The organism is Mycolicibacterium pulveris (assembly GCF_010725725.1).
GTDB lineage: Bacteria > Actinomycetota > Actinomycetes > Mycobacteriales > Mycobacteriaceae > Mycobacterium > Mycobacterium pulveris.
On the sequence record NZ_AP022599.1, the window covers coordinates 1646515 to 1670752 of the forward strand.

Genomic DNA, 24238 nt, shown 5'->3' on the forward strand with positions numbered 1-24238 from the left:
GGTCTCAGCCGTCCAGGTCGCGCCAGCGGAAGCTGTTGACGTACTTGCCCATGTCCATGGCGAGCTGAAGGTTCGCCGCGGACGGATGCCCGGGCCCGTCGTCGGGAGTGAACTCGCGGTAGGGGCCGATCGCCGCGGCCACCAACGCGTAGTCGTACTTGACGGCGACCATGACGATCAGCCGCAGCCGGCTGAAGGTTCCGCTGGCGCCCTGCGGGTATTCGTCGACGACGACGCCGTAGCCGGGTTCGTACCCCACCATGGCGTTGGGGATTTCGTAGTCGGTGACGGCCTCGGGAAAGCGTTCTCGGATCAGGTCTTGAGCGATCTGCTTCGGCGACTGGCTGTGTGCGGGCATCCCGAACAGGTGCAGGGTGCCGGTGTCGCCGCCGACGAACTCGAGCTTGACCCCGTCCGGATTCAGCGTGGCCTCGTAAGCCGTTCCGGGACCGGGGTACTGAACCGTGAACGCACCGTCGCTGGCGACGAAGCGCGGGTTGGACTCGACCTGCTCCCCGAACGGCGGACGGCCACAGTCCGGTGGGCAGACGTACGCCACCGGAGGCGGGGTGAGCACCGCGGCGACGGCCGCACCGCCCGCCGCCGCGACGCCGACACCGGCACCCAGCACCGCGAGCACCCTCGTGAGGCTGGTCTGACGCACCGGCTCGGCCGTGGTGTCCCGTCGCGCGGCGCGCGAAGCACGCGACGCCGCAAGGCTGGCCACGCCGCAGTTCGGGCACAACGCCGTGTCGGCGACGACGTGCTCACAGTGCGCGCACAGCACACGGCGGTCCGGGTCGGCGTCGTCGTCGGGTTCGTGCAACAGCATCTGCTGCAACCCGAGGCGTAGCGCCAGCAGCGCGACCACCGCGATCGCCACGTGCAGCGCGAAGTGCTGACCGTGCAACAGCGGAGACACCTCGAGCAGTCCCGAGACAGCGTAAATCCCCAGCCCCACAAGAACACTGACGGCGATCGACCGCGTCCGCCCCGACCACAACGCGGCACCGACCAGCCCACCCACTGCCGCGGCGGTCAACGGGATCGCCGCACCCACGATCCCGGCCATCGTCAGCAGCCCGCTGACCGGCCAGCCCTCAGCGGTGATGCCGGTCGCGAACTCCGGGGCCATCCGCGTGAGGGTGGCCGCCGCGGTGAACGCGAGCGCACTCCACGCGCCGAGCGCAAAGCCGTCCAACGATTCCCGGTCGGGTTGGCGGATCAGCCGCACCACCGCCACCGGGACCAGCATGAGCACCGCGCTCACCGTCGGTATCGCGACACCGAGAACATAGGCGTGCGTGTCGGTTTCGGGGCCGAACAGCGCGATGTCGTAGGCGTCGGCGAACATCACCCCGATCAGCCGCGCCCACCCGACACCGATGCCGATCGCCAGCACCGTGGTCAACGCCAGCGAGCGCGCAGGCAGATCGCGATGCGCGTCGGACTCGTACAGGTACAGCACGAACACCAGCGGCACCCCGAGCGCGCACACCATGATCAGCGGCGCCTGCCAACGCAGCAGGGCGAAGCCGATCGCCGTCACCACCACGGCGGCCAACGCCACCCGGAACGGTGTGCGGGAGCGGTGAGGCAGACGCGGGAACAACGAACTGGCCGCCGACAGCCGCAACACGGGTTCCGATGGTGCCGCGGCGTATTCACCCATGCGCAGCCGGCCCCGACCGTCGTCCCGGGAACTCACCGCGGCGCCACTCCCGTCTGCAGGTCGAGCAGGTTACGCGCGAGGTTGGAGGTGTTGGGGCTGCCAAGCCCGGTCACCAGGTCGTAGCCGGGTTGGGCGAGGTCGACAGCATTTCCGCCGCGGCGCACGTCGCGGAAGCCGGGCAGGTTCGATCCGGCGGCCACCCGGTACAGCTGCGGGTTGAGGTTGCCCAGCGGGCGGCCCCCGTTGGCGACGATGTACTGGTTCATCAGCACGGTCAGCGCGGCCCAGATCGGTGCCGCCTGGGATGTGCCGCCGCCGAGCACCTCCCGCTGGTTGTAGATGAACCGCACCCCGGTGAACGGGTCTGCGACGGCGGCGACGTCGGGTGAGAGCCGCCTGCCCTCGGTGTCGCGATCCACCGTCAGCTCCTTCTGCCACTCCGGACGGTCGAACAACTGCGACACCCCGCCGCTACTGCCATGTGACAGCGGCGAATCCACCCACGCGCGCTCGGCGCGCCACTGACCGCGCGGTCCGGTCGACAGCGTGGTCCCGCCGACCGCGGTCATGGTGGGCAGCGACGCGATGGAGTCCAGCCCGATGTCGTCCGCACCCGGAGGCGACGACCACTCGTCGCCCCCCTTGCATTCCAGCCCACCGTTGTCGCCGCTGGCGTCGAACGCCGACGTGCCGTTGTCTTGAGCGGCCGTCAACGCGGCATGTACCGGAGCGAGATCCGCTGCGGTCACCAGCTTTTCGCAACCCCACCCGATCGACAGGCTCCACACCGCACCGGGGAACTGCCGGTCGACCGACTCGAACAGCCGGCCGATCTTCTCGTAGGCGCCGTCACCCTCGACGGTCGGTCGGGCGTTGACCACCACGAGCTGCGCGTCGGGTGCGATGGCATGTGCCACTTGCAGATCCATCGCTGTCTCGCCGCGGGTCTCTTCGGGTTTCCCGCCCACCCAGATCGGCGTGAACCGCGGCAACCCGGACGTGTCCGCGAACATGTCGAGGTCGTCCTGCTCAGCGCCGTCGAACGCGAAGAACACGATCGTGGCGCCCTTGCCGGTGAAGCCCGCATCGGCGAGCGGTGTCGCGTTGTACACCTCGAGCAGGCCCGTCGGCGTCAACCCGCCTTTGGGCACGTCGAGCGGAAAGAACCCGGGTGCCAGTCCGGAAACCTTGGTGTGGTGCGGCGTGTAGCTCATGATCCGGCCGACCTCGGTGACCGATCCACGCAACGGCATCGGCACCGACGGCTGCGCAGGCGACGCGTAGAACTCCTGCCCCTTCGGGCCGCGGTAGTCGCGAACGGGCACGTCGAACGCGCGCGCGATGTCCTGCGCGGCGCCCTCGACGATCGCCCAGTCGTCGCCGGGGCGCCATCGCACCCGCAGGTCGCGGGCCTCGGCCCAGTTCATCAGCGCATCGGGTCGGCCCGCCCCATCGAGCGCGACGGTGAGCTGGGCATCGGCGGCGCGTGACCGACCCAGATCCGTCGAACTGGCCAGCAGCGCCGCAAACGGGCCGGTGATCAGCTCCGGAGTGCGTGGCGCACATCCGGCCGACGCCCCGATCAGCAGCGCGGCCCCGACGACGGCCGCGACCCGGCGGCTACTGCCCCCGAGGACCGTGGTGGGGACCAGGAGTCGGACCTGGGGCGGGCGGCGCATAGACGGTGGGTGAGAACGGATTCGGCCCGGGGTCGATGCGTGGCGCCTTCTCGGTCGGCGAGACCGGGGCCGCCGGGGCCGACGTCGTGGCGGTCGTGGTGGTGGTGGTCGTCGTCGTCTCGGGGGCCTGCTCCTCTTCGCTGGAGCAGCTCGCCGTGAGCGCACCCATGGCGACGATGGCACCCATGCCGGCGACGGCCGCGACCCGGCGAGGCCAACGGTTCTGTTCAGTCATCTCGTGATCCTATCCGCGGGCTCGCTGAAACCAGCAAATTGTTTGTGACGTCAATTAACACTCTGATCGTACTCGATTCCCTCCAGTACCGCTCGTGTCCCGGAGAGACCCAACCGCGTCGCGCCCGCGTCGAGCAACGCGATGGCATCGGCCGCGGTGCGGATCCCGCCGCTCGCCTTCACCCCGACCTGGGGTGCGACGGCGGCGGTCATGACCTCCACGGCACGCACCGTCGCCCCGCCGGCCGGATGGAAACCCGTCGAGGTCTTGACGAAGTCCGCGCCCGCTTCGGCGGCTGCCGAACAGGCCTCGGTAAGTGCGCGCTCTCCGACGACTGCCAGCAACACCGCGGACTCGACGATCACCTTCAGCACGACCCGGTCACCGGCCGCGGCACGCACCGCTGCCACGTCGGCGCCGACGGCTCCGAAGTCGCCGGCCACCGCCGCGCCGACGTCGATCACCATGTCGATCTCGTCGGCGCCTGCCGCCACCGCAAGCCGCGCCTCCTCCGCCTTGACGGCCGAAAGATGTTTGCCCGACGGGAATCCCACGACCGCGCAGACCTTTTGGGCCCCCGACCGCGACCGCGCCGCCACCGGAACCATCGACGGGGACACGCACATCGCGTACACCCCGAGTTGGGCGGCCTCGTCGGCCAGCCGCACGACGTCGGCCTCGGTCGCCTCGGGTTTGAGCAGGGTGTGATCGACCAGCGCGGCCACGTCCGCGCGACGGTAGGCACCCACCGCTAGAACGGTTCTTCCGTGCCGCCGGGGTTGCACCCCGCAGCGACCATGGCGTCGAAGTCGACCTCGGGCCGCCACGGCTCCAGGTTCCAGCTCGACTTGCCCGGTTCGATGAACTCGGCGTAGTACCAGTGGCATTCGAACTGTGCCCTCATGCCGGGCAGATCGGCGTCGGGGGAAATCGCCAGCACCTCGGCCCACGCCGCGTCGGGACCGACCGGGCTGCCCAGGGTGGCGGTTTCGCGCCCGGCTTCGGTGGGATACACCCTCAGGCTCGACAGGTCGCCCCACTTCGCCCACTCGACGTCGTCGATGTACGGCGGGGCGGGCACCGCCGGGTCAGCCGACGCGACAGGCGCGAACGCGACCGCGCCCAACGTCCCGACCGCCGCGACGACGAGCGTCCGCAGCGCACGCACTACCGGGACTTTCCCTGGACTTCCAGAATCTTGGGCCGCACGTCGACCAGATAGACACCGGCCGCGACGGCCGCGATGGCGGTGCCCATGATTCCCAGTACCAACGCCAGCAACGCCCCGATTCCGAGGATCACCAGCCACACCGGCTTGGTCAGCTTGTCGACGGCCGTATAGGCGTCGGGGCGCTGCATGGCGGCGTGCACGAACGCGTACACGACCGTCACCAACACGGCGATCTGCAAAAAGAAGAGGACGTAACCCACTAGGCCTTCGAGCTGCACGCCGTCAAGCCTATGCGGGTTACGCCCTCTGGGCGAATTTCTGCCGAACTACTTCTGGGTGACCTTCTTGGCCGCGGCCTTCTTGGCAGGCGCCTTCTTGGCGGGCGTCTTCTTCGCCGGAGCCTTCTTGGCGGCCTTCTTGGCCGGCGCGGCCCCCTTCTCGGCCTTCTTCGGCAGCTCGACGCCGACCAGCTTGGCGGCGCGCTCGCCGACCGCGCGGGTCTGCGCTGCCACGTTGCCCAGCGCCTCCTGGGTCAGCTCGACGGCCTGATCGGTGTAGCCCTCGACGCGCTCTGCGGCGTCGGAGAGGCCCGGCTGGCTGCGCAGCCGCTCCAGGGCGACCTCACCGCGCTCGACGAGCTTGTTGTACGTGCTCTGCGCGGCCTCCGCGTAGGTCTCGGCGAGCTTGCGCAGCTCGTCGCTGCTCAGCCGCTCACGCAGCTCCTCGAACTGCGACGGTAGCTCCTCCTGCAGCTTGTTGATGCGCGCGCGACGCTCCTCGACGGAGCTGCGGGCGTCGGTGCGGGCGTCGCCGGCACGCTCACGCAGGGTCGCGACGATCTCGTTGATTCGCTCCAGCGCCAGGTCCGCGGCGCCCACCGCGGCGAGCAGCGGAGCCTTCAGGTCGTCGACGGTCGGCTGGTTCTTGGCCGGGGTGTTCTTCGCCATGGTCGTGATTCCTTTCGAAGTTGGGTTGTGATCAGTCCGTCGGATGGGGTGGTGTCAGTCCAAATGTGTCAATCGGTCGACTCCTCGTCTGCCTGAGTGGCTAGGGCTTCGTTCTGCTGACAAAACGACGTGTAGATGTCGAGCAGCACCTGCTTCTGCCGCTCGGTGATCGCCGAGTCGGTGATGATGGCGTCGCGGACCTCGCTGGTCTCACTGGGCTCGAGGATCCCGGCCCGCACGTAGAGCACCTCGGCGGAGACCCGCAGCGCCTTGGCGATCTGGTTGAGCACGTCGGCAGAGGGTTTCCGCAATCCCCGCTCGATCTGGCTGAGGTAGGGATTGCTGACACCGGCCTTTTCGGCCAACTGACGCACGGATACCTGTGCAGCCTCACGCTGCGTTCGGATGAAGGTGCCGATGTCCTGTGCAGCGTTCTGTGCGGCGCTGGACACGACGACGGCAAGGTTGTCATCCTGCGGCATGCAAGCCCCCTCGTGCGTTGGGTATCCGGATTGCGACATCCCCTACCCTACGACGGAGTGCTAACTTTTGCAAGCAGCAGTTAGCGCAGGTCAAAACAGTAGTTGGGCTACCGAATAGATCACCAGGCCTGCCATTGCGCCCACCACGGTGCCGTTGATCCGGATGAATTGCAGGTCGCGGCCGACGTGCAGTTCGATGCGCCTGCTGGCCTCGTCGGCGTCCCAGCGCTCGATCGTCTCGGTGATGATCGCGGTGATCTCCACCCCGTATTCACCGACCAGGTGCGAGGCGGCACGGATGATCCAGCCGTCGACCTTGTCGCGCAACTCGGCGTCGTCGCGCAGGCTCTCCCCGATGTGCACCACGGAGTCGGCGATGCGGGTGCGCAGCGCCGAGGACGGGTCGTCGACCGACTCGAGGATGATCCGCTTGGCCGCGCTCCACGCGGTCTCGGCGGCCCTGGCCACCTCGTCGCGGGCCATGACCTGTTCCTTGACGTTCTCGGCGCGCTGGATCGTCGCGTCGTCGTGCTGCAGGTCGTCGGCGAATTCGAACAGGAACCGGGTGGCCGAGCGTCGCAGTTCGTGGTCGGGGTTGCGCCGCACCTTGTCGGTGAAGTCCATCAGCTCGCGGTGGATGCGGTCCCCGACGAGGTGATCGACCCACCGCGGCGACCAGGTCGGCGAGTCGCGTTCGACGACGCGCTCGATGATGTCCCCGGCATTCAGCGACCACTGGAAGGCCCGATCGGCGAGCAGCTGAAGCAGCGCTTCCTGCCGGTGTTCGGCCAGCAGCGTGGCCAGCACCCGCCCGATCGGCGGCCCCCACAACGGCTCGGCGAGGCGTTTGACGATCATCCGGTCGAGCACCTGCTGGACGTCCTCGTCGCGCAGCATCTCCACCAGAACCCTCAGCACCCTTGAGGTTTCGGCTGCCACCCGTTCGACGTGCGAAGGCTCGCACAGCCACTTGCCCAGCCGGCCCGCGACGTCGGCGTCGCGCAGCTTGGTGGCCACCACCTCCGGTGACATGAAGTTCTCGCGGACGAAGTTGCCGAGCCCTTCGCCGAGTTGGTCCTTCTTGCGTTTGATGATCGCGGTGTGCGGGATCGGAATGCCCAGCGGGTGTTTGAACAACGCCGTGACCGCGAACCAGTCCGCCAGCGCGCCCACCATTCCGGCCTCCGCGGCGGCCCGCACGTAGCCGACCCAGCCGGGCGCACCGTGGGACTGGGCCCAGGTGCAGACCAGGAAGATCACGGTGGCGCCGACGAGGAAGGACAGCGCGACGACCTTCATCCGGCGTAGGCTGCGCCGTCGCTCGGCGTCGGCGACGCTGTCCGCGCCCGCCAGCGACTCGGCGAAGCTGGGACGATCCCGGGTCACGGCGCGTCGGCCGGTGTCGGGTCTGTGTGCCACCCCACCATCATCCGCTATGCCAGCGGCTGCCGACCGGTCCGAGCGCCCACGGTCAAGATCAGCCGTACTATCGGGATAACAACGGAAACGGATCACGGAGAAAGTGACACAGCAGAACGAGGCCGTTGCGGTCAAGACCGATGGGCGTAAGCGGCGGTGGCATCGGCACAAGGTGGAACGTCGAAACGAGCTGGTCGACGGCACTTTGGAGGCCATCCGGCGACGCGGAAGCAACGTCAGCATGGACGAGATCGCGGCCGAGATCGGCGTCTCGAAGACGGTGCTGTACCGCTACTTCGTCGACAAGAACGATCTGACCACCGCGGTGATGATGCGGTTCGCCCAGACGACGCTGATCCCCAATATGGCTGCGGCGCTGTCGTCGGACCTTGACGGCTACGAGCTCACGCGCGAGATCATCCGCGTGTACGTCGAAACGGTGGCCGCCGAACCCGAGCCCTACCAGTTCGTCATGGCCAACAACTCTGCGAGCAAGAGCAAGGCGGTCGCCACCTCCGAGCAGATCATCGCCCGGATGCTGGCGGTGATGTTGCGCCGCCGCATGAGCGCGGTCGGCATGGACACCAGCGGCGTGGTGCCGTGGGCCTACCACACCGTGGGCGGCGTGCAGCTGGCTACGCACTCGTGGATGACCGACCGGCGGATGAGCGCCGACGAGTTGATCGACTACCTGACCATGCTGTCGTGGAATGCGTTGTGCGGCATCGTCGAGGTCGGCGGATCGCTGGAGAAGTTCCGCCAGATGCCGCATCCGTCGCCTGCGCTGCCGCCGAAGGACTAGCCGCGGCGCTGGCTTCCACCGATGTCCTCCTCCAATGAGATCTCGCGCCTGCTGAGGTTTAATCCCGGTGACAAGGTCGTCGACGTCGATCCGCGGGCCACGCCGGGATTCGACGGCAAGAAGGCCGACGGCGCCGAGGTGCAAAGCGAGCGCAGCGCCCGGCTGGCCGAACTGCAGGAGCTGCTCTACGCCAACCACAAAGCACGCGGCGACCACCGCTCAATTCTGTTGGTGCTGCAGGGAATGGACGCTGCCGGTAAGGGTGGCATCGTCAAACACGTTGTGGGAGCGGTCAACCCGATGGGTGTGCGCTACACCGCGTTCGGGAAGCCGACCGAGGAGGAGCTGGCCCACCACTACCTGTGGCGCATCCGCAAGGCGTTGCCGCCCACGGGCCACATCGGGGTGTTCGACCGATCCCATTACGAGGATGTGCTGATCGTGCGCGTGCACAACCTCGTGCCGCCCGACGTGTGGGAGCCGCGCTACGACGAGATCAACGCGTTCGAGCGCGAACTCGTCGCCGGTGGCACGACGGTGGTCAAGGTCGCGATGTTCATCTCGCTCGACGAGCAGAAGCAGCAACTGCTCGAGCGCTTGGACGATCCGACGAAGCACTGGAAGTACAACCCCGGCGACGTCGACGAACGCAAGCTGTGGCCGAAGTACCAGGAGGCCTACCAGGCGATGCTCGATCGCACCTCGACCGAGTACGCGCCGTGGCACGTCGTGCCGTGCGACCGGCGGTGGTACAGCCGGCTGGCCGTCACCGAGTTGCTCATCGAGGCCCTCGAACGGCTCGATTTATCCTGGCCACCAGCCGATTTCGATATCGAGGCCGAGCGCAGACGGCTCCTGGAGACCTGACGCCCTTATAACGGCGAACGCACGGTTGTTGACGCGTCTACTCGACGTATGCGTACAACAACCGTGCGCTCGGCGAAACCGCTCAGTGGCTACAGCGCCGGGTTCCACTTCCTCCTCGCGGCCTGGGGGCCGCGCATCGTCAGTGACTTCAGCCTCGGGTTCCACTTCCTCCTCGCGGCCTGGGGGCCGCGCATCGTCAGTGACTTCAGCCTCGGGTTCCACTTCCTCCTCGCGGCCTGGGGCCGCATCGTCAGTGACTTCAGCCTCGGGTTCCACTTCCTCCTCGCGGCCTGGGGGCCGCGCATCGTCAGTGGAACTGCCCCTCTTCGGTCGAGCCCTTCAGCGCGGTGGTCGAGCTGTTCGGGTCCACCGTGGTGGCGATCCGGTCGAAGTAGCCGGCACCGACCTCGCGCTGATGCTTGGTCGCGGTGTAACCGCGCTCCTCGGCGGCGAATTCGCGCTCCTGCAGCTCGACGTAGGCGCTCATCTGGTTGCGCGCGTAGCCGTAGGCCAGATCGAACATCGAGTAGTTCAGCGCGTGGAAGCCGGCCAGCGTGATGAACTGGAACTTGAAGCCCATCGCGCCGAGCTCCTTCTGGAACCGCGCGATCGTCGCGTCGTCCAGATGCTTCTTCCAGTTGAACGACGGCGAGCAGTTGTAGGCCAGCATCTGGTCGGGGAATTCGGACTTGACGCCCTCGGCGAACTTCTTGGCCAGCTCCAGGTCCGGGGTACCGGTCTCCATCCAGATCAGGTCGGCGTACGGCGCGTAGGCCTTGGCACGCGCGATGCACGGCTCCAGCCCGTTCTTCACCCGGTAGAAGCCCTCCTTGGTGCGCTCACCGGTGATGAACGGACGGTCGCGCTCGTCGACGTCGGAGGTGATCAGGGTGGCCGCCTCGGCGTCGGTGCGGGCGATGACGACCGTCGGCACGTCGGCGACGTCGGCCGCCAGGCGCGCCGAGGTCAGGGTGCGGATGTGCTGCTGGGTCGGGATGAGCACCTTGCCACCGAGGTGGCCGCACTTCTTCTCCGAGGCCAGCTGGTCCTCCCAGTGCGAACCGGCGACACCGGCGGCGATCATCGCCTTCTGCAGCTCGTAGACGTTGAGCGCGCCACCGAAGCCGGCCTCGCCGTCGGCGACGATCGGGGCGAGCCAGTTCTCCACCGACGTGTCGCCCTCGACCTTGGCGATCTCATCGGCACGCAGCAGCGCGTTGTTGATGCGGCGCACCACCTGCGGCACCGAGTTGGCCGGGTACAGGCTCTGGTCGGGGTAGGTGTGACCGCTCAAGTTGGCGTCACCGGCCACCTGCCACCCGGACAGGTAGATGGCCTTCAGCCCGGCGCGCACCTGCTGGACGGCCATGTTGCCGGTCAGCGCGCCGAGGGCGTTGACGAACTCCAGGTCGTGCAGCTGGTTCCACAGCACCTCCGCGCCGCGACGGGCCAGGGTGTGCTCCTCCACAACGGTGCCCTGCAGGGCCACCACGTCCTCGGCGGTGTACTCGCGGGTGACGTTCTTCCACCGCGGGTTGGTGTCCCAGTCTTTCTGGATCTCTTCGGCGGACCTCGGCTTACCGACCGTCGACATGGTTCCTCCAATGTGTGAGAGTTGTTAACAGCTGAGCGACATAACTGTCGTGATAATCCGAGCATGCCCTACGCCATAACCGCAGGTCCAGTCGTTTCAATTGTCAAGTTCAGCGAAGGTCCAGCAAAAATTTGCAAAGTTTGCGAAGAACGGTTTCGCTGAACCGGTTCAGTTGTTACCGAGCGGTAACACGTTTTCGCAGGTCAGTACGCCCGTACTGTTAATCCGGTCGGGTCAGAGTTCGAAGATCGCGGCGACGGCTTTGGTCTCCTCGCCGACCGCGTATGTGAGCGTTATAACAGTGCGATCGGTCAGCGCCGGACCGAATTGATCGGTCGATCCGGGCGGGTGCACGTGCGAGATGATCTCCAGCTTGTCGCCGAGTGCGGCGGCGGCATCGTGTTCGATCGTCACCCGGATCGGCTTGCCCTGAAGTTCGGGCGCGGAGAACAGGTAGTCCTCGATCACCGTCCAGTACACGGAGTTGTTCATGTGGTCGAAGATGTCGATGTCGGCGACCCTTACCGGATACTCCCGGATCTGTGCGGCGTCCTCGCGGCTGCCCGGCTTCAGGTAGGGCTTCCAGCGCAGGCGGTTGACGTCGGTGGTCCGTCGCAGGCCCTCGATGAAGTCGTCGGCGATGCGCGCGGGCCCCTGGGTCTCCCGGTTGATGTTGATCCAGAACGCCTCGGATTCCATCAGCCCGCCCTTGCGCCCGTCTATGCGGACCCGCATCTCGCACCACCGGTTCGACGTGCCCGAACACCAGCGGCGCAGCCGCAGCATGTCCTGGAATTCGATGGGCCTGATCAGGTCGATCATCGTGCGCCGCACGATCCAGAGCGGATGCGTCTCCTCGTAACCCAGCTCGCGTAACTGGTCGGAGCCGATGTCCTGGATGTGGCGGGTCGCGGCGTCGAAACGCAGCCGGCCGTGGCGGTCGATGTCGGCGACCCGCAGCGGCCACTGCCTGTCGAAGACGTCGGGATGCGGGTCCGGCACCGGCATCATCACCTTCGCCAAACCCTGGTTATCTGCGTTAGCCGCCATGGGTGTTTCTCTCCTGTGTCCCGACCGCTAAATCCTCCCACAGCCGCGTCCCTGCCAACGATGCGAAGGCGGCCTTCACAGCGAGGTTAAGGTGGGTGACGTGGCCAAGACATTCGTCGGTTCGCGGGTCCGTCAGCTCCGGACCGAACGCGGACTGAGCCAGGCCGCGCTCGCGCAGATGCTGGAGATCTCGCCGAGCTATCTCAACCAGATCGAGCACGACGTGCGCCCGCTGACCGTGGCCGTGCTGCTACGGATCACCGACGTGTTCGGGGTGGACGCGACATTCTTCGCATCCGAGGACGACACCCGGTTGGTGGCCGAACTCCGCGAGGTCACCATCGACCGCGACGTGGACGTCGACGTCGACCTCGCCGAGGTGGCCGACATGGTCAACTCCCATCCGGCGCTGGCCCGCGCGATGGTGAACCTGTACCGCCGCTACCGGTTGACCACCACCCAGCTGGCGGCCGCCACCGAAGACCGATACTCCGACGGCAGCGGTAGCGGCTCGATCACCATGCCGCACGAGGAAGTCCGCGACTACTTCTACGAGCGGCAGAACTACCTTCACGAACTGGACACCGCCGCAGAGGATTTCACCATCTGCATGGGCATGCACCGCGCGGAGTTGCGGCGCCAGCTGGCCGACCGGCTCACGATGGTGCACGGCGTGCACATCGTGCAGCGCAGCGATCTCGGTGACACGGTGCTGCACCGATTCGATCCGGACACCAGGACGCTGCAGATCAGCAATCACCTGTCCTCGGGTCAGACGGTGTTCAAGATGGCCACCGAACTGGCCTACCTCGAGTACGGCGACCTGATCGACACGCTGGTCGAGGAGGGCAAGTTCACCAGCGAGGAGTCCGCGATCCTGGCCCGGCTCGGGCTGGCCAACTATTTCGCCGCCGCAACGGTGTTGCCCTACCGGCACTTTCACGAGACCGCCGAGAACTTCCGCTATGACGTGGAACGGCTCTCGGCGCACTATTCCGTGTCCTACGAGACCATCTCGCACCGGCTCTCGACGCTGCAACGGCCGTCGATGCGCGGCGTGCCGCTGTCGTTCGTGCGGGTGGACCGCGCCGGGAACATGTCGAAACGCCAGTCGGCCACCGGCTTTCACTTCTCCGCCAGCGGCGGGACGTGCCCGCTGTGGAACGTCTACGAGACGTTCGCCTATCCGGGCAAGATCATGGTGCAGATCGCCCAGATGCCCGACGGACGCAACTACATGTGGGTGGCCCGCACCGTCGAGCGCCGCGCCCGGCGCTACGGCCAGCCCAGCAAGACCTTCGCCATCGGGCTCGGCTGCGAACTGCGCCATGCGCACCGGCTCGTCTATTCCGAGGGGCTGGACCTGTCCGGGGACAACGCCACGCCGATCGGCGCCGGCTGCCGGGTCTGCGAGCGGGACAACTGCCCGCAACGCGCCTTCCCCGCGCTGGGTCGCGCGCTCGACCTCGACGAGCACCGCAGCACCGTGTCGCCCTACCTGGTGAAGCAGCCCTAGACTCAATTTGGTGAGTGCAATCGAGCCCGCGCGCATCGCGCCCGGCGGATTCAAGGAACTCGGCCCGCTCAACTGGGTCATCGCCAAGCTCGGCGCGCGAGCGATCCGGGCACCGAGATTCAGCCTCGTCGATGTGCTCGGCCAGCACCGGCTTCTGTTCCTCGCCTGGGCGCCGTACAGCGCAATGCTGTTGGGAGCGCTGTCAAAGCTGCCGGTGAAGGACGCCGAGACCGTCATCCTGCGCGTCGGTCATCTGCGCAACTGCGAGTACGAGCTGCAGCAGCATCGCCGGTTGGCGCGCACCCGCGGGTTGGGCCCGGAGCTGCAGGCCAAGATCTTCGAGGGCCCCGACGCCGAGGGCCTGACCGACCGGCAACGCGCGCTGATCACCGCCACCGACGAGTTCGTCGTCACCCGCGGCGTGTCTCCTGAGACATGGGCGACGCTCGCCCGCCACCTGACCAAGCAGCAGCTGATCGAATTCTGCATGCTGGCAGCGCAATACGACGGGCTGGCCGCGACTATAACCACACTCAAAGTGCCGCTGGACTTCCCGGATTAAGCCCGTCGATCAGGGCTTCACCTCCGAGTAGACCTGGCGGAATTTGCCGCTGCGCGGGTGCACCCGCGGCGGCTCGGCGGCCACCTGGACGTCCACCGGGCTCGCACCCAGCCCCGCGAGATGGTCCCGCAAGCGCGCCCGGACCCGGTCCTCGACCTCCCCCCTGGTTGCTGTCGGCTGCACCGTCAGGCGAACGACGAGCCTCGCCGGACCTGTCTGCACCAGCTGACACCGTGCCATCCCGGGCGTCTGCTCGGCGACCGTCGCGATGGCCAGCCCGGATACGTCGACGACGCGACCCGCAGCACCGGTGAACCTCAGCACATCACCGGTTCGCCCACGTACGTCGATCTCCGGAAACGGGCTACCGCAGGGACAGGCCGCCGACCGCATGGTGACGCGGTCCCCGAGCGGATACCGGATGACGGGCTGGATGCGGTTGGCCAGGTTAGTCACCAGCACGTCGTCGGATACCCGCCCCGGCGGCGTCGGCTGATGGTTCGCATCGACTGGTTCGACGATGTACCAGTCGGTGTTGACGTGCAATCGCTGATGGGCGCACTCGTTGGTCAACCCGGGCGCTTCCGACGCGCCGTAATAGTTTCCGACCCGACATCCGAATGCCGCTGAAATCTGTTGGCGCACAGTGCTGGTAAGCGTTTCACCGGCCGCGCTGACCAGTATCGGCCGCAGGTGCAGGCGGCCGGCGGCCTGTTCCTGCGCCAAGACCTGCAGCACGCTGGGATAGCCGCTCAGCAGCACCGGTTGGAAGTCGTTGAGTTCGGCAACCAGGGTGCTCAACGGCGCCAGCGCCGAGAACAGCCGCTGCGATCTCGCACGCCACGGCAGCATGCGGTGCCTGCGGGCGATCATGGTGTTCGCCAGGTAATGCCCGTCAGTGACGAACACCGCGGCCATCCGGCCCTTCCCTCGAGCCAGCGCCCACAGGGTGGGTAGCGACAACAGCGCCGTGGACACGCTGCGGACGTAGCCCAGGGCGTTGTAGACGGCCAGCGCGCCATGGTCGTGCAGCAGAATCGCCGGCGTTCCGGTGGCGCCCGAGGTCGTACACACGATGTAGCGGCCCAAGAAGTCGGACCCGATCAGGCTCGGGTCGGCGATGAACGTCTCGACCCGGTCACGGCGCACCGCCCGGTCGGTGACCCAGTCGTCGAAGTCCGCCATCAGCTCACCCTTGGTGATGACCGGGAGTTGATCGACGCCGGAAAAATGCTCGGGCACATCGCGGTAGCGTTCGGCAAGCAGAGGCGAGCCGGCGCGCGCGTAGTCGACGAGCTCCCGCAGACGACGACGTTGACGTCCGACGATGCCTGCCTGCCCTTCCCGCGCGGCGCGCCGGCAATCGCAGGCAGCGCTTACATCGGTCCGGACGCTCACCCGTCGCAGGCTACAGGTAGGTCACGCCGAGAACGACCAGCGAGAACAGCACCGGCGAGATCGGCAGCGCGCACAGAAACGCCGCCAGCACCTCCGACTTGCGTTGGTACGCACGCCAGCCCAGCACTCCACATACCGCGCCGAGGACGAACGACAGCGCGGCGACCACCAACACCCAGCTGCTGACCGTGCTGGTCGCGGTGGCCAGCGAGATCCCGGCCAGCCACAGCACATGGCCGACCAGCAGTCCGCCGATGCCGGCGACCCAGATCGCTCTCAAAAGTTGATCATGTGGCCGGCCAGCCCGTGGAAGCACTCCTGCAACGCCTCGGACAGCGTCGGGTGGGTGTGCACGTTGCGGGCCAGCTCGTTGACGGTCAGGTCCCACTTCTGCGCCAGGGTCAGCTCCGGCAGCAGTTCGGAGACGTCGTGGCCGATCAGGTGACCGCCGAGCAGCTCACCGTACTTACCGTCGGCGATCAGCTTGACGAACCCGCTGGGATCGCCGAGCCCGTGGGCCTTGGCGTTGGCGGTGAGCGGGAACTTGGCGACCTTGACGTCGTAGCCCTCGTCGCGGGCCTGCTCCTCGGTGAGCCCGAAGCTGGCGACCTGCGGCTGACAGAACGTCGCCCTGGGCATCATCCGGTAGTCACCGAGCGCCAAAGTCTCTGCGCCCGCGATGGTTTCGGCTGCCACCACGCCTTGCGCCTCAGCGACGTGCGCCAGCTGCAGCAGCGCGGTGACGTCGCCGATCGCGTAGATGTGCGGCACGTTGGTGCGCATGTAGTCGTCGACGCCGATCGCCTTGCGGTCGGTGAGCTGCACGCCCGCCGCGTCGAGTCCGTAGCCCTCGACGTTGGGGGCAAAACCGATGGCCTGCAACACTTTGTCGGCCTTGAGCTCATCGGAGTTGCCGTCCTTGCTCACCTGGACGGTCACCGTCGAGCCGTCATCGCTGATGGACTCCACCTTGGTGCCGGTGAGGATCTTCACGCCCAGCTTCTTGAACTGCTTCTCGATCTCCTTGGAGACTTCGGCGTCCTCGTTGGGCAGCGCGCGCGGCAGGAACTCGACGACGGTGACGTCGACCCCGAAGTTGCGCAGCAGGTAACCGAACTCCATGCCGATGGCGCCCGCGCCCGCGATGACGATCGACGACGGCAGCTCGCGCGTCATGATGAGTTCTTCGTAGGTGACGACGTTTTCCGACAGCGACGTGCCGGGCACCAGCTTGGTGCTGCTGCCGGTGGCGATGATCGCGTTGTCGAAGGTGACCGTCTCGGTGCCGCCCTCGTTTAGGTCGACCTCGAGAGTGTTGGGGTCCTTGAACTTCCCGTACCCGTGGATCTCGGTGATCTTGTTCTTCTTCATCAGGAAGTGCACGCCGGAGACGCGACCGTCGGCGACCTTGCGGCTGCGGTCGAAGGCCACCCCGTAGTCCATGGTCGGCTCGCCGCTGATGCCGAACAGCTTGGCGTCCTTGGTGACGATGTGGGCGATCTCCGCGTTGCGCAGCAGCGCCTTCGATGGGATGCAGCCGACGTTGAGGCATACGCCGCCCCAGTACTTGGGTTCGACGACTGCGGTGTTCAGCCCGAGTTGGGCGGCGCGAATGGCCGCGACGTATCCGCCGGGACCGGCTCCGAGAACAACGACGTCATAGTGAGTCACGTTCATCACCCTAGTGCCAAGACCAGCGGCCATGGGCCGGGCGCGAATCTATGAAGCCCGCGTCAGTACGGGATCAGGCCACCGAAGCAGCGGCTGGCGTATTCGCAGAACTTCAGGCCGTGTAGCACCGCCGCACCGCCGGTCGCCGCCAGCGGGGCCGACATCACCGCGATCGCCAGTGCCGAGATCACGGGCCGGTCCGGAACCATCGCCATGATTAGGCCCGCGACGGTGCAGACCATCACGAACACCAGCACGACGAACACCGGCGGCGTCTTGTCGATCGACTGGAACCACCAGTAGTACATGCCCCACCCGGCCGCGCCCGCCACGATCCACACGCACGCCACCACCCCGACGAACATCCAGCGCTTGAGGAACTGGTAGCTACCGGCGACGACGAGCGGGTGCGCCGGGGCGGGCAACGGCTCCGACGGCGGCTGGTCGGCCGGGGCCGAAACGGGCACTTCGCCGGTGAACAGCGGCGTGTAGGGCTCGGTCGGCTCGCCGGCGAGGACCTCGGGGCCCGCGGTGTCAGGCACCGTGCACCACCTGCATCGCGACCAATGTCCCGAACCAGCCGGGAGCGATGGCCAGCACGAACGCCCCGACGGTGGTGACCCAGCGTCGACCCGACAGCAGCATCGTCAGCATCCCGACCGCGCTGGGCACGCCGACCACCAGCGCGATGACGATGTCGGGCCGGACCGTGGCGGTGACCAGCACCATCGCGGCGATTCCGGTGATCACGCCGACCGCTGCCCCGACCAGCATCGCGCTGGTCAGCAGCCATGGGCGCGGCAGCGGTATCACGCTTTCGAGGTTAACGCCGAACGGCCGTCAGACCTTTGAGCCACGCCCCAGCGGCGGCGTCGGTGTCGGGCGCACGCCCCTGGCGAAATCCGCGCCGGTGACCGGCGTCTGCTCGGCCAGCAGCGTGTTCTCCGCGTCGGTGAACGCCCGGCCGCGAGACAGGAACCGCATGCCTTCGGGGGCCTCGACGCTGAACCCGCCGCCGCGCCCGGGCACGACGTCGATCACCAGCTGAGTGTGTTTCCACGCCTCGAACTGCGGGCCCGAGATCCACACCGGCACGCCGTTCCCGACATCGAGGATTCCGAGCAGGATGTCGCGGTCGCCGACGAGGAACTCGCCGTCGGGGTAGCACATCGGCGAGGAGCCGTCGCAACAGCCGCCGGACTGGTGAAACATCAGCGGCCCGTGTCTGGCCTGCAGCCTGGCCAGCAGGTCGGCGGCGGCCGCGGTGATCAGCGCCCGCGGCGGCACCCCCACGCCCTCCGCCGAACGTTCCGTACCGCTCGAATTTTCGGCGGAAATTCGAGCGGTACGGAACGTTCGCGCCGATCGGGAGGTCAGAAGAACCCCTGCGCCTTGTCGCTGTAGGACACCAGCAGATTTTTGGTCTGCTGGTAGTGGTCGAGCATCATCTTGTGGTTCTCGCGGCCGATGCCGGACTGCTTGTACCCGCCGAACGCCGCGTGCGCCGGGTAGGCGTGATAGCAGTTGGTCCACACCCGGCCGGCCTTGATGTCGCGGCCCGCCCGATAGGAGGTGTTGCCGTTGCGCGACCACACCCCCGCGCCGAGCCCGTAGAGGGTGTCGTTGGCGATGGCGATCGCGTCGTCGTAATCGGAGAACGACGTGACCGCCACGACCGGACCGAAGATCTCCTCCTGGAAGATCCGCATGTTGTTGGTGCCCTCGAAGATGGTCGGCTGCACGTAGTAGCCGCCGCACAGGTCGCCGCCCAGCTCGGCGCGCTCGCCGCCGGTGACGACCTTGGCGCCCTCGGACTTGCCGATGTCGATGTAGGACAGCACCTTCTCGAGCTGGTCGTTGGAGGCCTGCGAGCCGATCATGGTCTCGGTGTCCAGCGGGTCGCCCTGGCGCACCGCCTTGGTGCGGATCGCGGCCAGCTCGAGGAACTCGTCGTAGATGTCGGCCTGGATCAGCGAGCGCGACGGGCATGTGCACACCTCGCCCTGGTTCAGCGCGAACATCGTGAAACCCTCCAGCGCCTTGTCCTGGTAGTCGTCGGCGGCCGCCAGCACGTCGGAGAAGAAGATGTTCGGGCTCTTGCCGCCGAGCTCCAGGGTGACCGGGATCAGGTTCTGCGACGCGTACTGCATGATCAGCCGGCCCGTGGTGGTCTCCCCGGTGAACGCGATCTTGGCGATCCGGTTACTGGACGCCAGCGGTTTGCCCGCCTCGAATCCAAACCCGTTGACCACGTTGACAACTCCGGCGGGCAGCAGGTCGCCGATCAACGACATCAGGTACATGATCGACGCCGGGGTCTGCTCGGCGGGTTTGAGGACGACGGCGTTGCCCGCCGCCAGCGCGGGCGCCAGCTTCCAGGTGGCCATCAGGATCGGGAAGTTCCACGGGATGATCTGGCCGACGACACCGAGCGGTTCGTGGAAGTGGTAGGCGACGGTGTCGTCGTCGATCTGGCTCAGCGAGCCCTCCTGGGCGCGGATGGCGCCCGCAAAGTAGCGGAAGTGGTCGACGGCCAGCGGGATGTCGGCGTTGAGAGTCTCGCGGATGGGTTTGCCGTTGTCCCACGACTCGGCCAGCGCGATCGACTCGAGGTTGGCCTCGATGCGGTCGGCGACCTTGTTGAGGATGTCGGCGCGTTCGGCGGGCGCGGTCTTACCCCATTGCGGCGCGGCCGCGTGGGCGGCGTCGAGCGCCTTGTCGATATCGGCTTCGGTAGACCGCGCGACCTCGCAGAACGGCTGACCGGTCACCGGCGTCGGGTTCTCGAAGTAGTCACCGGAGACGGGTGGCTCCCATTGGCCACCGATGAAGTTCTCGTAGCGCGGCTCGTACGCCATCAGTGCGTCCGCCGAACCGGGGCGAGCGTAGACGGCCATCAGCGACTCCCTCCTCAGACGGTGTAACCGACCTCACACTACGCCGAGCCGCCACAATGGCTCTTGTGACGGCGACCGATGACCCGTATCTCTGGCTCGAAGACATCACCGGCGACGAGGCGTTGGACTGGGTGCGCAAGCACAACGAACCCACGCTCGCCAGGTTCGGCGGTGAACGCTTCGAGCAGATGCGCGCCGAGGCGCTGGAGGTGCTCGACACCGATGCCCGCATCCCGTATGTACGGCGTCGCGGCGAGTACCTCTACAACTTCTGGCGCGACGCCGACAACCCGCGCGGGCTGTGGCGGCGCACGACGCTGGAGAGTTACCGCAGCGAGGAACCCGAGTGGGACGTGCTCATCGACGTCGATGCGATCGCGTCCGCCGAGGACGAGAACTGGGTGTGGGCCGGCGCCGACGTGATCGAGCCCGACCACCACCTGGCCCTCGTCCAGCTGTCGCGCGGCGGCTCGGACGCCGCGGTGGTGCGTGAATTCGACATGGTGACACGGCAATTCGTGTCCGGCGGGTTCGAACTGCCGGAGGCCAAGACGCAGATCACCTGGGCCGACGAGAACACCGTCCTGGTCGGCACCGACTTCGGCGAGGGCTCGCTGACCGAATCCGGGTATCCGCGCCTGGTCAAACGCTGGCGCCGCGGTCAGCCGCTCGCCGAGGCCGAGACGGTGTTCAGCGGGGCGGTCGACGACGTCATCGTCGCCGCGGCGGTGGACCGCACGCCGGGTTTCGAGCGCACCATGATCAGCCGGGCGATCGACTTCTTCAACGACGAGGTCTATGAGTTGCGCGGCGAGGAACTCATCCGCGTCGACGCGCCCACCGACGCCACCGTGTCGGCGCACCGCGACTGGCTGCTGATCGAGTTGCGCACCGACTGGTACACGGCGACGGCGCAGTACGCCGCCGGGTCGCTGCTGGCGGCCGACTACGACGAGTTCCTCGCCGGCACCGCGGAATTGGTGGTGGTGTTCGAGCCCGACGAGCACACCTGCCTGAACCAGTACGCCTGGACCCGCGACAAGCTGGTGATGCTGACGCTGGCCGACGTCGCCAGCCGCGTCGAGGTCGTGACGCCGGGAACGTGGCGGGCCGAGCCGGTGCCGGGCATCCCCGACAACACCCACACGGTGATCGTCACCGCCGACGACCTCGGCGACGAGGTGTTCCTCGACTCGAGTGGATTCGACACTCCGGCGCGTCTGCTGCACGGGCCTGCCGGCGGCGAGCTGACCGAGATCAAACGGGCACCGTCGTTCTTCGACGCCGCCGACCTGGTGGTCAGCCAACACTTCGCCGAGTCCGACGACGGCACCGCGATCCCGTATTTCGTTGTGGGCCACCGTCACGTCGAGGCGGCGGGACCGACGTTGCTCAGCGGTTACGGCGGGTTCGAGGTCGCCAACACCCCGAGCTACAGCGGCGTGCTCGGCCGGCTGTGGTTGGCCCGCGGCGGCACCTACGTGCTGGCCAACATCCGCGGCGGCGGTGAGTACGGCCCGAGGTGGCACACCCAGGCGATGCGCGAGAACAGGTACCTCGTGTACCAGGATTTCGCTGCTGTGGCACGGGATCTCGTGGCACGTGGCATCACTAAGGTCGAGCAGCTCGGCGCGCAGGGGGGCAGCAACGGCGGGTTGCTGATGGGCGTGATGCTGACGCAGTACCCGGAGCTGTTCGGCGCGCTGGTGTGCAGCGTCCCGCTTCTGGACATGCGCAGATTCCATCTGCTGTTGGCCGGTGCGTCGTGGGTGGCCGAGTACGGCAATCCCGACGATCCGGCGGACTGGGAGTTCATTTCCAAATACTCGCCGTATCAGAACATTTCCGCCGACCGCCGTTATCCGCCGGTGTTGATCACCACCTCCACCCGCGACGACCGGGTGCATCCGGGTCACGCCCGCAAGATGACGGCGGCGCTCGAGGCGGCGGGCCATCCGGTGCACTACTACGAGAACATCGAAGGCGGGCACGCCGGCGCGGCCGACAACGCCCAGATCGCGTTCCGCTCGGCGTTGATCTACGAGTTCCTGTGGTCGACGCTCAGCTGACCAGCTCATCGCCGAGGAACCGGTCGGGCCCGGTAACCCCGGGCAGGACGAAGAAGAAGCCGCCGCCGACCGGCAGGATGTACTCCTCGAGCGGTTCTCCCTTCAACCTGCTCTGCACGGTCAGGAATCCTTTCTGCAGGCTGCGCTGGTAGGCGATGAAGGCCAGCCCCTGATCGAGCCGGCCCGCCCCGTCGAAGCCGCGCGAGTAGTTGAATCCGCGGCGCAGGATCAGGTTTTCGTCGGTCTGCGGGGTGCGCGGGTTGGCCAACCGGATGTGCGCGTCGAGCGGGATCCGCTTGCCGTCGGGATCCGAGGGATAGTCGGGGTCGGCGAATTCGTCGGACATGCCCAGCGGCGCGCCGCTGATCTTGTTGCGTCCGAAGATCGCCTCCTGCTCGGCGAGCTGGGTGCGGTCCCAGAACTCGACGAACATCCGGATGATGCGCACTGCCTGGTATGACCCGCCGACCGCCCACTGCGGCTCCCCGTCGTCGGGACCCACCCACACGTGCCGGTCCATCACAGCGGCGTCGTTCACATCCAGGTTGGATGTTCCGTCCTTGAACCCCAACAGGTTACGCGGTGTGGTGGCTTCCGAGGCCCGGCCGGCGCCGATGCCCCGGGCGTAGCCGTCGACCATCCATCGCAGCACGAGGTCGCTTCGGGTGCGGCGCATCAGCTGCCGCAGCGCGAACTGCACGGTGTCGTTGTGGCCGGCCTCGAAGATGATCGACAGATCCCCGTGCGACAGCTTCGGATCCAGCCGGTCGTTGGCCAAAAACCCCATGGTGACCAACTCTTTGGGTTTGCGATCGGCCAGTCCGAACCGGTCGTCGAACAGCGACGCCCCGACCCCGACCACGATGGACAGGTTGTCAGCGGGCGGCTTGTCCCCGAGGATGCCGGAGTCGACGGGCGGATATTCCGGGTCGCGCACCTGCGGCGGCTTGCCCGCCATCAGGCCACGGATCTCGTCGGTGAGCGCGGCCAGCGTGTCCGCCAGCGCGGCGCGGTCCTTGGACAGCACGTTGAACGACGCCACCAGCCCCTGCTCGGGCACCGGCAGTGCGGTGATGCCGGTTTGGTGCGGGCCCTCGAACGGCACGAACGTCGGCTGGGGCGCGGCAGGAGGGCCGTCGTCGCGCGCGCAGCCGATCAACCCGGCACCCGCGCCGACGACCGCGCCGGTGCCCAGCGCCCCGGTCACGAAGGACCGGCGCGAGATGCCTGCCCGGCGCGGCCGCGGGGTCACTTCAGCTTCAGCGCCCCTGCGACTTGAGACATGTTCTCGGAGAGCCCGGCGAGCTCGGCCTTGAGCTTGTCGATGGTCGGCGGGTCGACGGTCACCCCGGTGCAGCGCGGGGACGGGTAGGGATCGTTCTCGGTGCAGAACAACACCCAGCCGTCGCCGCGGCGCAGGGGTCGCATGGTGTCGAACACCGAGTTGATGCCCGCGTCGATCTTGCCGAGCAGCGCCGGATCGGCCTGAACCAGCGCAGGATTCAACTTGCCGACGGCGTCGCGGGCGCCTTGCAGGTTGGCGTCGAAGTCCCACAGGTCGGTCTTGGAGTAGCGGTCCTCCTCGCCGGTGATCTTGCCCTCCGACACCTCTTCGATCAGCTCCGCGGCGCCGTTGGCCACATCGACGGGCTTCACCTCGACCGCGGGGAACTGCTCTTTGAGCTGCGCGACGTCGGAGTCGAGCTGGTCGGCGAACGGGGCGGCGCCCTCGGTGGTGTTCTGCTCGAACAGGATGTACTCCAGGCGGTGCCAGCCGGTGAATTCGGGGGCGTCGACGCCCGCGAAGTCGTCGACGCGGGCGTCGATCTTGCGGTCGATGTCCTCGACCAGGCCCGCGATCGGTTCGATGCGCTCCCACGGCGCCCGCGACGGCGCGTAGGCGTCCTGGGCTGCCTGCAGGTCACCGGCGCGCACCGCGTCGGTGAATACCTTGACGACGCGCTGGAGTTCGTCGATGTTGCTCGCGACGTAGGCCTTGTAGTCGGCGGCCGCCTTGTCCAACACCTCAGCGGGAACCGCTGCCGCCGCGGACGCCGTGGTCGCGTCGGCGGTCGTGGTGGCCTCGGTGCTCGCGGAGTTGTCGCCGGAGCATCCGGTCAGGATGAGGCTCGCGGCTGCCACTGGCGCGCACCATGCGATGTAGCGGTTCATCTGGTACCTCTCGGTTGGCGAGGCTGAACAGTAGC

25 protein-coding genes are annotated in these 24238 nt (G+C 67.4%); 5 read left to right on the top strand and 20 right to left on the bottom strand.

All coding sequences use genetic code 11. The features are described 5' to 3' along the window. Positions 1–4 precede the first annotated feature (4 nt). From G6N28_RS08155 to G6N28_RS08195, 9 genes are all read right to left on the bottom strand, one after another. Positions 5–1708 (bottom strand): zinc ribbon domain-containing protein, encoded by a 1704-nt coding sequence (locus tag G6N28_RS08155; RefSeq protein ID WP_163899211.1) that lies wholly within the window; start codon positions 1706–1708, stop codon positions 5–7. Continuing rightward, complete coding sequence (locus G6N28_RS08160; RefSeq protein ID WP_163899214.1) at positions 1705–3351, bottom strand: S53 family peptidase; 1647 nt, start codon at positions 3349–3351, stop codon at positions 1705–1707. The genes G6N28_RS08155 and G6N28_RS08160 overlap by 4 nt, the downstream gene beginning before the upstream one ends. Then, entirely contained in the window at positions 3293–3586 is a 294-nt protein-coding gene (locus tag G6N28_RS08165; RefSeq protein ID WP_128108109.1) for a hypothetical protein, read from the bottom strand. The genes G6N28_RS08160 and G6N28_RS08165 overlap by 59 nt, the downstream gene beginning before the upstream one ends. A gap of 50 nt (positions 3587–3636) precedes the next feature. Next, entirely contained in the window at positions 3637–4335 is a 699-nt protein-coding gene (gene deoC, locus G6N28_RS08170; RefSeq protein WP_163899217.1) for a deoxyribose-phosphate aldolase, read from the bottom strand. Between the two features lie 2 nt (positions 4336–4337). Further along, positions 4338–4754 (bottom strand): DUF2599 domain-containing protein, encoded by a 417-nt coding sequence (locus tag G6N28_RS08175; protein ID WP_407664942.1) that lies wholly within the window; start codon positions 4752–4754, stop codon positions 4338–4340. Next, positions 4754–5035 carry a DUF2516 family protein gene (locus G6N28_RS08180; RefSeq protein ID WP_046752623.1) on the bottom strand — a complete coding sequence of 94 codons (282 nt, stop codon included), beginning with the start codon at positions 5033–5035 and terminating at the stop codon, positions 4754–4756. The genes G6N28_RS08175 and G6N28_RS08180 overlap by 1 nt, the downstream gene beginning before the upstream one ends. A gap of 48 nt (positions 5036–5083) precedes the next feature. Continuing rightward, positions 5084–5704, bottom strand: coding sequence for a heparin-binding hemagglutinin (locus G6N28_RS08185; protein ID WP_163899221.1), 621 nt, complete (start codon positions 5702–5704; stop codon positions 5084–5086). Between the two features lie 68 nt (positions 5705–5772). After that, a complete protein-coding gene (locus tag G6N28_RS08190; protein ID WP_163899224.1) occupies positions 5773–6186 on the bottom strand; it encodes a helix-turn-helix domain-containing protein in 414 nt (137 codons plus the stop codon). Between the two features lie 90 nt (positions 6187–6276). Further along, positions 6277–7605: a DUF445 domain-containing protein gene (locus G6N28_RS08195; protein ID WP_179962040.1), complete on the bottom strand. Its 1329-nt coding sequence runs from the start codon at positions 7603–7605 to the stop codon at positions 6277–6279. A gap of 103 nt (positions 7606–7708) precedes the next feature. On the opposite strand from G6N28_RS08195, the gene G6N28_RS08200 reads away from it, so the two are divergent. Both G6N28_RS08200 and G6N28_RS08205 read left to right on the top strand, forming a co-directional pair. Beyond that, complete coding sequence (locus G6N28_RS08200) at positions 7709–8407, top strand: TetR/AcrR family transcriptional regulator (protein ID WP_163899227.1); 699 nt, start codon at positions 7709–7711, stop codon at positions 8405–8407. A 21-nt stretch (positions 8408–8428) separates the two neighbouring features. Next, entirely contained in the window at positions 8429–9274 is an 846-nt protein-coding gene (locus G6N28_RS08205; protein WP_163899230.1) for a polyphosphate kinase 2 family protein, read from the top strand. Between the two features lie 307 nt (positions 9275–9581). On the opposite strand, the gene aceA is transcribed toward G6N28_RS08205, so the two are convergent. Both aceA and G6N28_RS08215 read right to left on the bottom strand, forming a co-directional pair. Further along, positions 9582–10868 (bottom strand): isocitrate lyase, encoded by a 1287-nt coding sequence (gene aceA / locus G6N28_RS08210; protein WP_163899233.1) that lies wholly within the window; start codon positions 10866–10868, stop codon positions 9582–9584. 234 nt (positions 10869–11102) lie between these two features. After that, positions 11103–11918, bottom strand: coding sequence for an acyl-[acyl-carrier-protein] thioesterase (locus G6N28_RS08215; RefSeq protein WP_163899236.1), 816 nt, complete (start codon positions 11916–11918; stop codon positions 11103–11105). A 100-nt stretch (positions 11919–12018) separates the two neighbouring features. Between G6N28_RS08215 and ramB the strand changes: the two genes are divergently transcribed. Together ramB and G6N28_RS08225 are read left to right on the top strand one after the other, a co-directional pair. Continuing rightward, positions 12019–13434: an acetate metabolism transcriptional regulator RamB gene (gene ramB / locus G6N28_RS08220; protein WP_163899239.1), complete on the top strand. Its 1416-nt coding sequence runs from the start codon at positions 12019–12021 to the stop codon at positions 13432–13434. Between the two features lie 10 nt (positions 13435–13444). Next, positions 13445–13996 carry a carboxymuconolactone decarboxylase family protein gene (locus G6N28_RS08225; protein WP_163899242.1) on the top strand — a complete coding sequence of 184 codons (552 nt, stop codon included), beginning with the start codon at positions 13445–13447 and terminating at the stop codon, positions 13994–13996. 9 nt (positions 13997–14005) lie between these two features. Here the strand turns inward: G6N28_RS08225 and G6N28_RS08230 are convergent, their stop codons facing one another. From G6N28_RS08230 to adh, 7 genes are all read right to left on the bottom strand, one after another. Next, entirely contained in the window at positions 14006–15394 is a 1389-nt protein-coding gene (locus tag G6N28_RS08230) for a phenylacetate--CoA ligase family protein (protein WP_163899246.1), read from the bottom strand. Positions 15395–15404: 10 nt separating this feature from the next. Further along, positions 15405–15674, bottom strand: coding sequence for a hypothetical protein (locus G6N28_RS08235; protein ID WP_128108125.1), 270 nt, complete (start codon positions 15672–15674; stop codon positions 15405–15407). Beyond that, positions 15671–17065 carry a dihydrolipoyl dehydrogenase gene (gene lpdA, locus G6N28_RS08240; protein ID WP_163899249.1) on the bottom strand — a complete coding sequence of 465 codons (1395 nt, stop codon included), beginning with the start codon at positions 17063–17065 and terminating at the stop codon, positions 15671–15673. The genes G6N28_RS08235 and lpdA overlap by 4 nt, the downstream gene beginning before the upstream one ends. Before the next feature lie 62 nt (positions 17066–17127). After that, entirely contained in the window at positions 17128–17607 is a 480-nt protein-coding gene (locus tag G6N28_RS08245; protein WP_128108127.1) for a hypothetical protein, read from the bottom strand. Next, positions 17600–17878, bottom strand: coding sequence for a putative holin (locus tag G6N28_RS08250; RefSeq protein ID WP_163899252.1), 279 nt, complete (start codon positions 17876–17878; stop codon positions 17600–17602). Before G6N28_RS08250 ends, G6N28_RS08245 begins: the two co-directional genes overlap by 8 nt. Before the next feature lie 27 nt (positions 17879–17905). Beyond that, a complete protein-coding gene (locus G6N28_RS08255; RefSeq protein WP_163899255.1) occupies positions 17906–18358 on the bottom strand; it encodes a DUF779 domain-containing protein in 453 nt (150 codons plus the stop codon). An 80-nt stretch (positions 18359–18438) separates the two neighbouring features. After that, positions 18439–19962, bottom strand: coding sequence for an aldehyde dehydrogenase (gene adh / locus G6N28_RS08260; RefSeq protein WP_163899258.1), 1524 nt, complete (start codon positions 19960–19962; stop codon positions 18439–18441). Positions 19963–20018: 56 nt separating this feature from the next. Here adh and G6N28_RS08265 point away from each other — a divergent pair, with 56 nt between their 5' ends. Continuing rightward, positions 20019–22031, top strand: a complete 2013-nt coding sequence (locus tag G6N28_RS08265) for a prolyl oligopeptidase family serine peptidase (protein WP_163899262.1) — start codon at positions 20019–20021, stop codon at positions 22029–22031. On the opposite strand, the gene G6N28_RS08270 is transcribed toward G6N28_RS08265, so the two are convergent. Next, a complete protein-coding gene (locus G6N28_RS08270; RefSeq protein ID WP_163899265.1) occupies positions 22024–23283 on the bottom strand; it encodes a Dyp-type peroxidase in 1260 nt (419 codons plus the stop codon). The genes G6N28_RS08265 and G6N28_RS08270 overlap by 8 nt on opposite strands. Next, positions 23280–24203, bottom strand: coding sequence for an iron uptake system protein EfeO (efeO, locus tag G6N28_RS08275; protein ID WP_163899268.1), 924 nt, complete (start codon positions 24201–24203; stop codon positions 23280–23282). The genes G6N28_RS08270 and efeO overlap by 4 nt, the downstream gene beginning before the upstream one ends. Positions 24204–24238 lie beyond the last annotated feature (35 nt).

Coding starts and splice junctions, on each gene's coding strand:
- G6N28_RS08160 (WP_163899214.1), bottom strand. CDS start 3,351: ATGCGCCGCCCGCCCCAGGTCCGACTCCTGGTCCCCACCACGGTCCTC.
- G6N28_RS08165 (WP_128108109.1), bottom strand. CDS start 3,586: ATGACTGAACAGAACCGTTGGCCTCGCCGGGTCGCGGCCGTCGCCGGC.
- G6N28_RS08185 (WP_163899221.1), bottom strand. CDS start 5,704: ATGGCGAAGAACACCCCGGCCAAGAACCAGCCGACCGTCGACGACCTG.
- G6N28_RS08190 (WP_163899224.1), bottom strand. CDS start 6,186: ATGCCGCAGGATGACAACCTTGCCGTCGTCGTGTCCAGCGCCGCACAG.
- G6N28_RS08205 (WP_163899230.1), top strand. CDS start 8,429: ATGTCCTCCTCCAATGAGATCTCGCGCCTGCTGAGGTTTAATCCCGGT.
- aceA (WP_163899233.1), bottom strand. CDS start 10,868: ATGTCGACGGTCGGTAAGCCGAGGTCCGCCGAAGAGATCCAGAAAGAC.
- G6N28_RS08215 (WP_163899236.1), bottom strand. CDS start 11,918: ATGGCGGCTAACGCAGATAACCAGGGTTTGGCGAAGGTGATGATGCCG.
- adh (WP_163899258.1), bottom strand. CDS start 19,962: ATGGCCGTCTACGCTCGCCCCGGTTCGGCGGACGCACTGATGGCGTAC.
- G6N28_RS08265 (WP_163899262.1), top strand. CDS start 20,019: ATGGCTCTTGTGACGGCGACCGATGACCCGTATCTCTGGCTCGAAGAC.
- efeO (WP_163899268.1), bottom strand. CDS start 24,203: ATGAACCGCTACATCGCATGGTGCGCGCCAGTGGCAGCCGCGAGCCTC.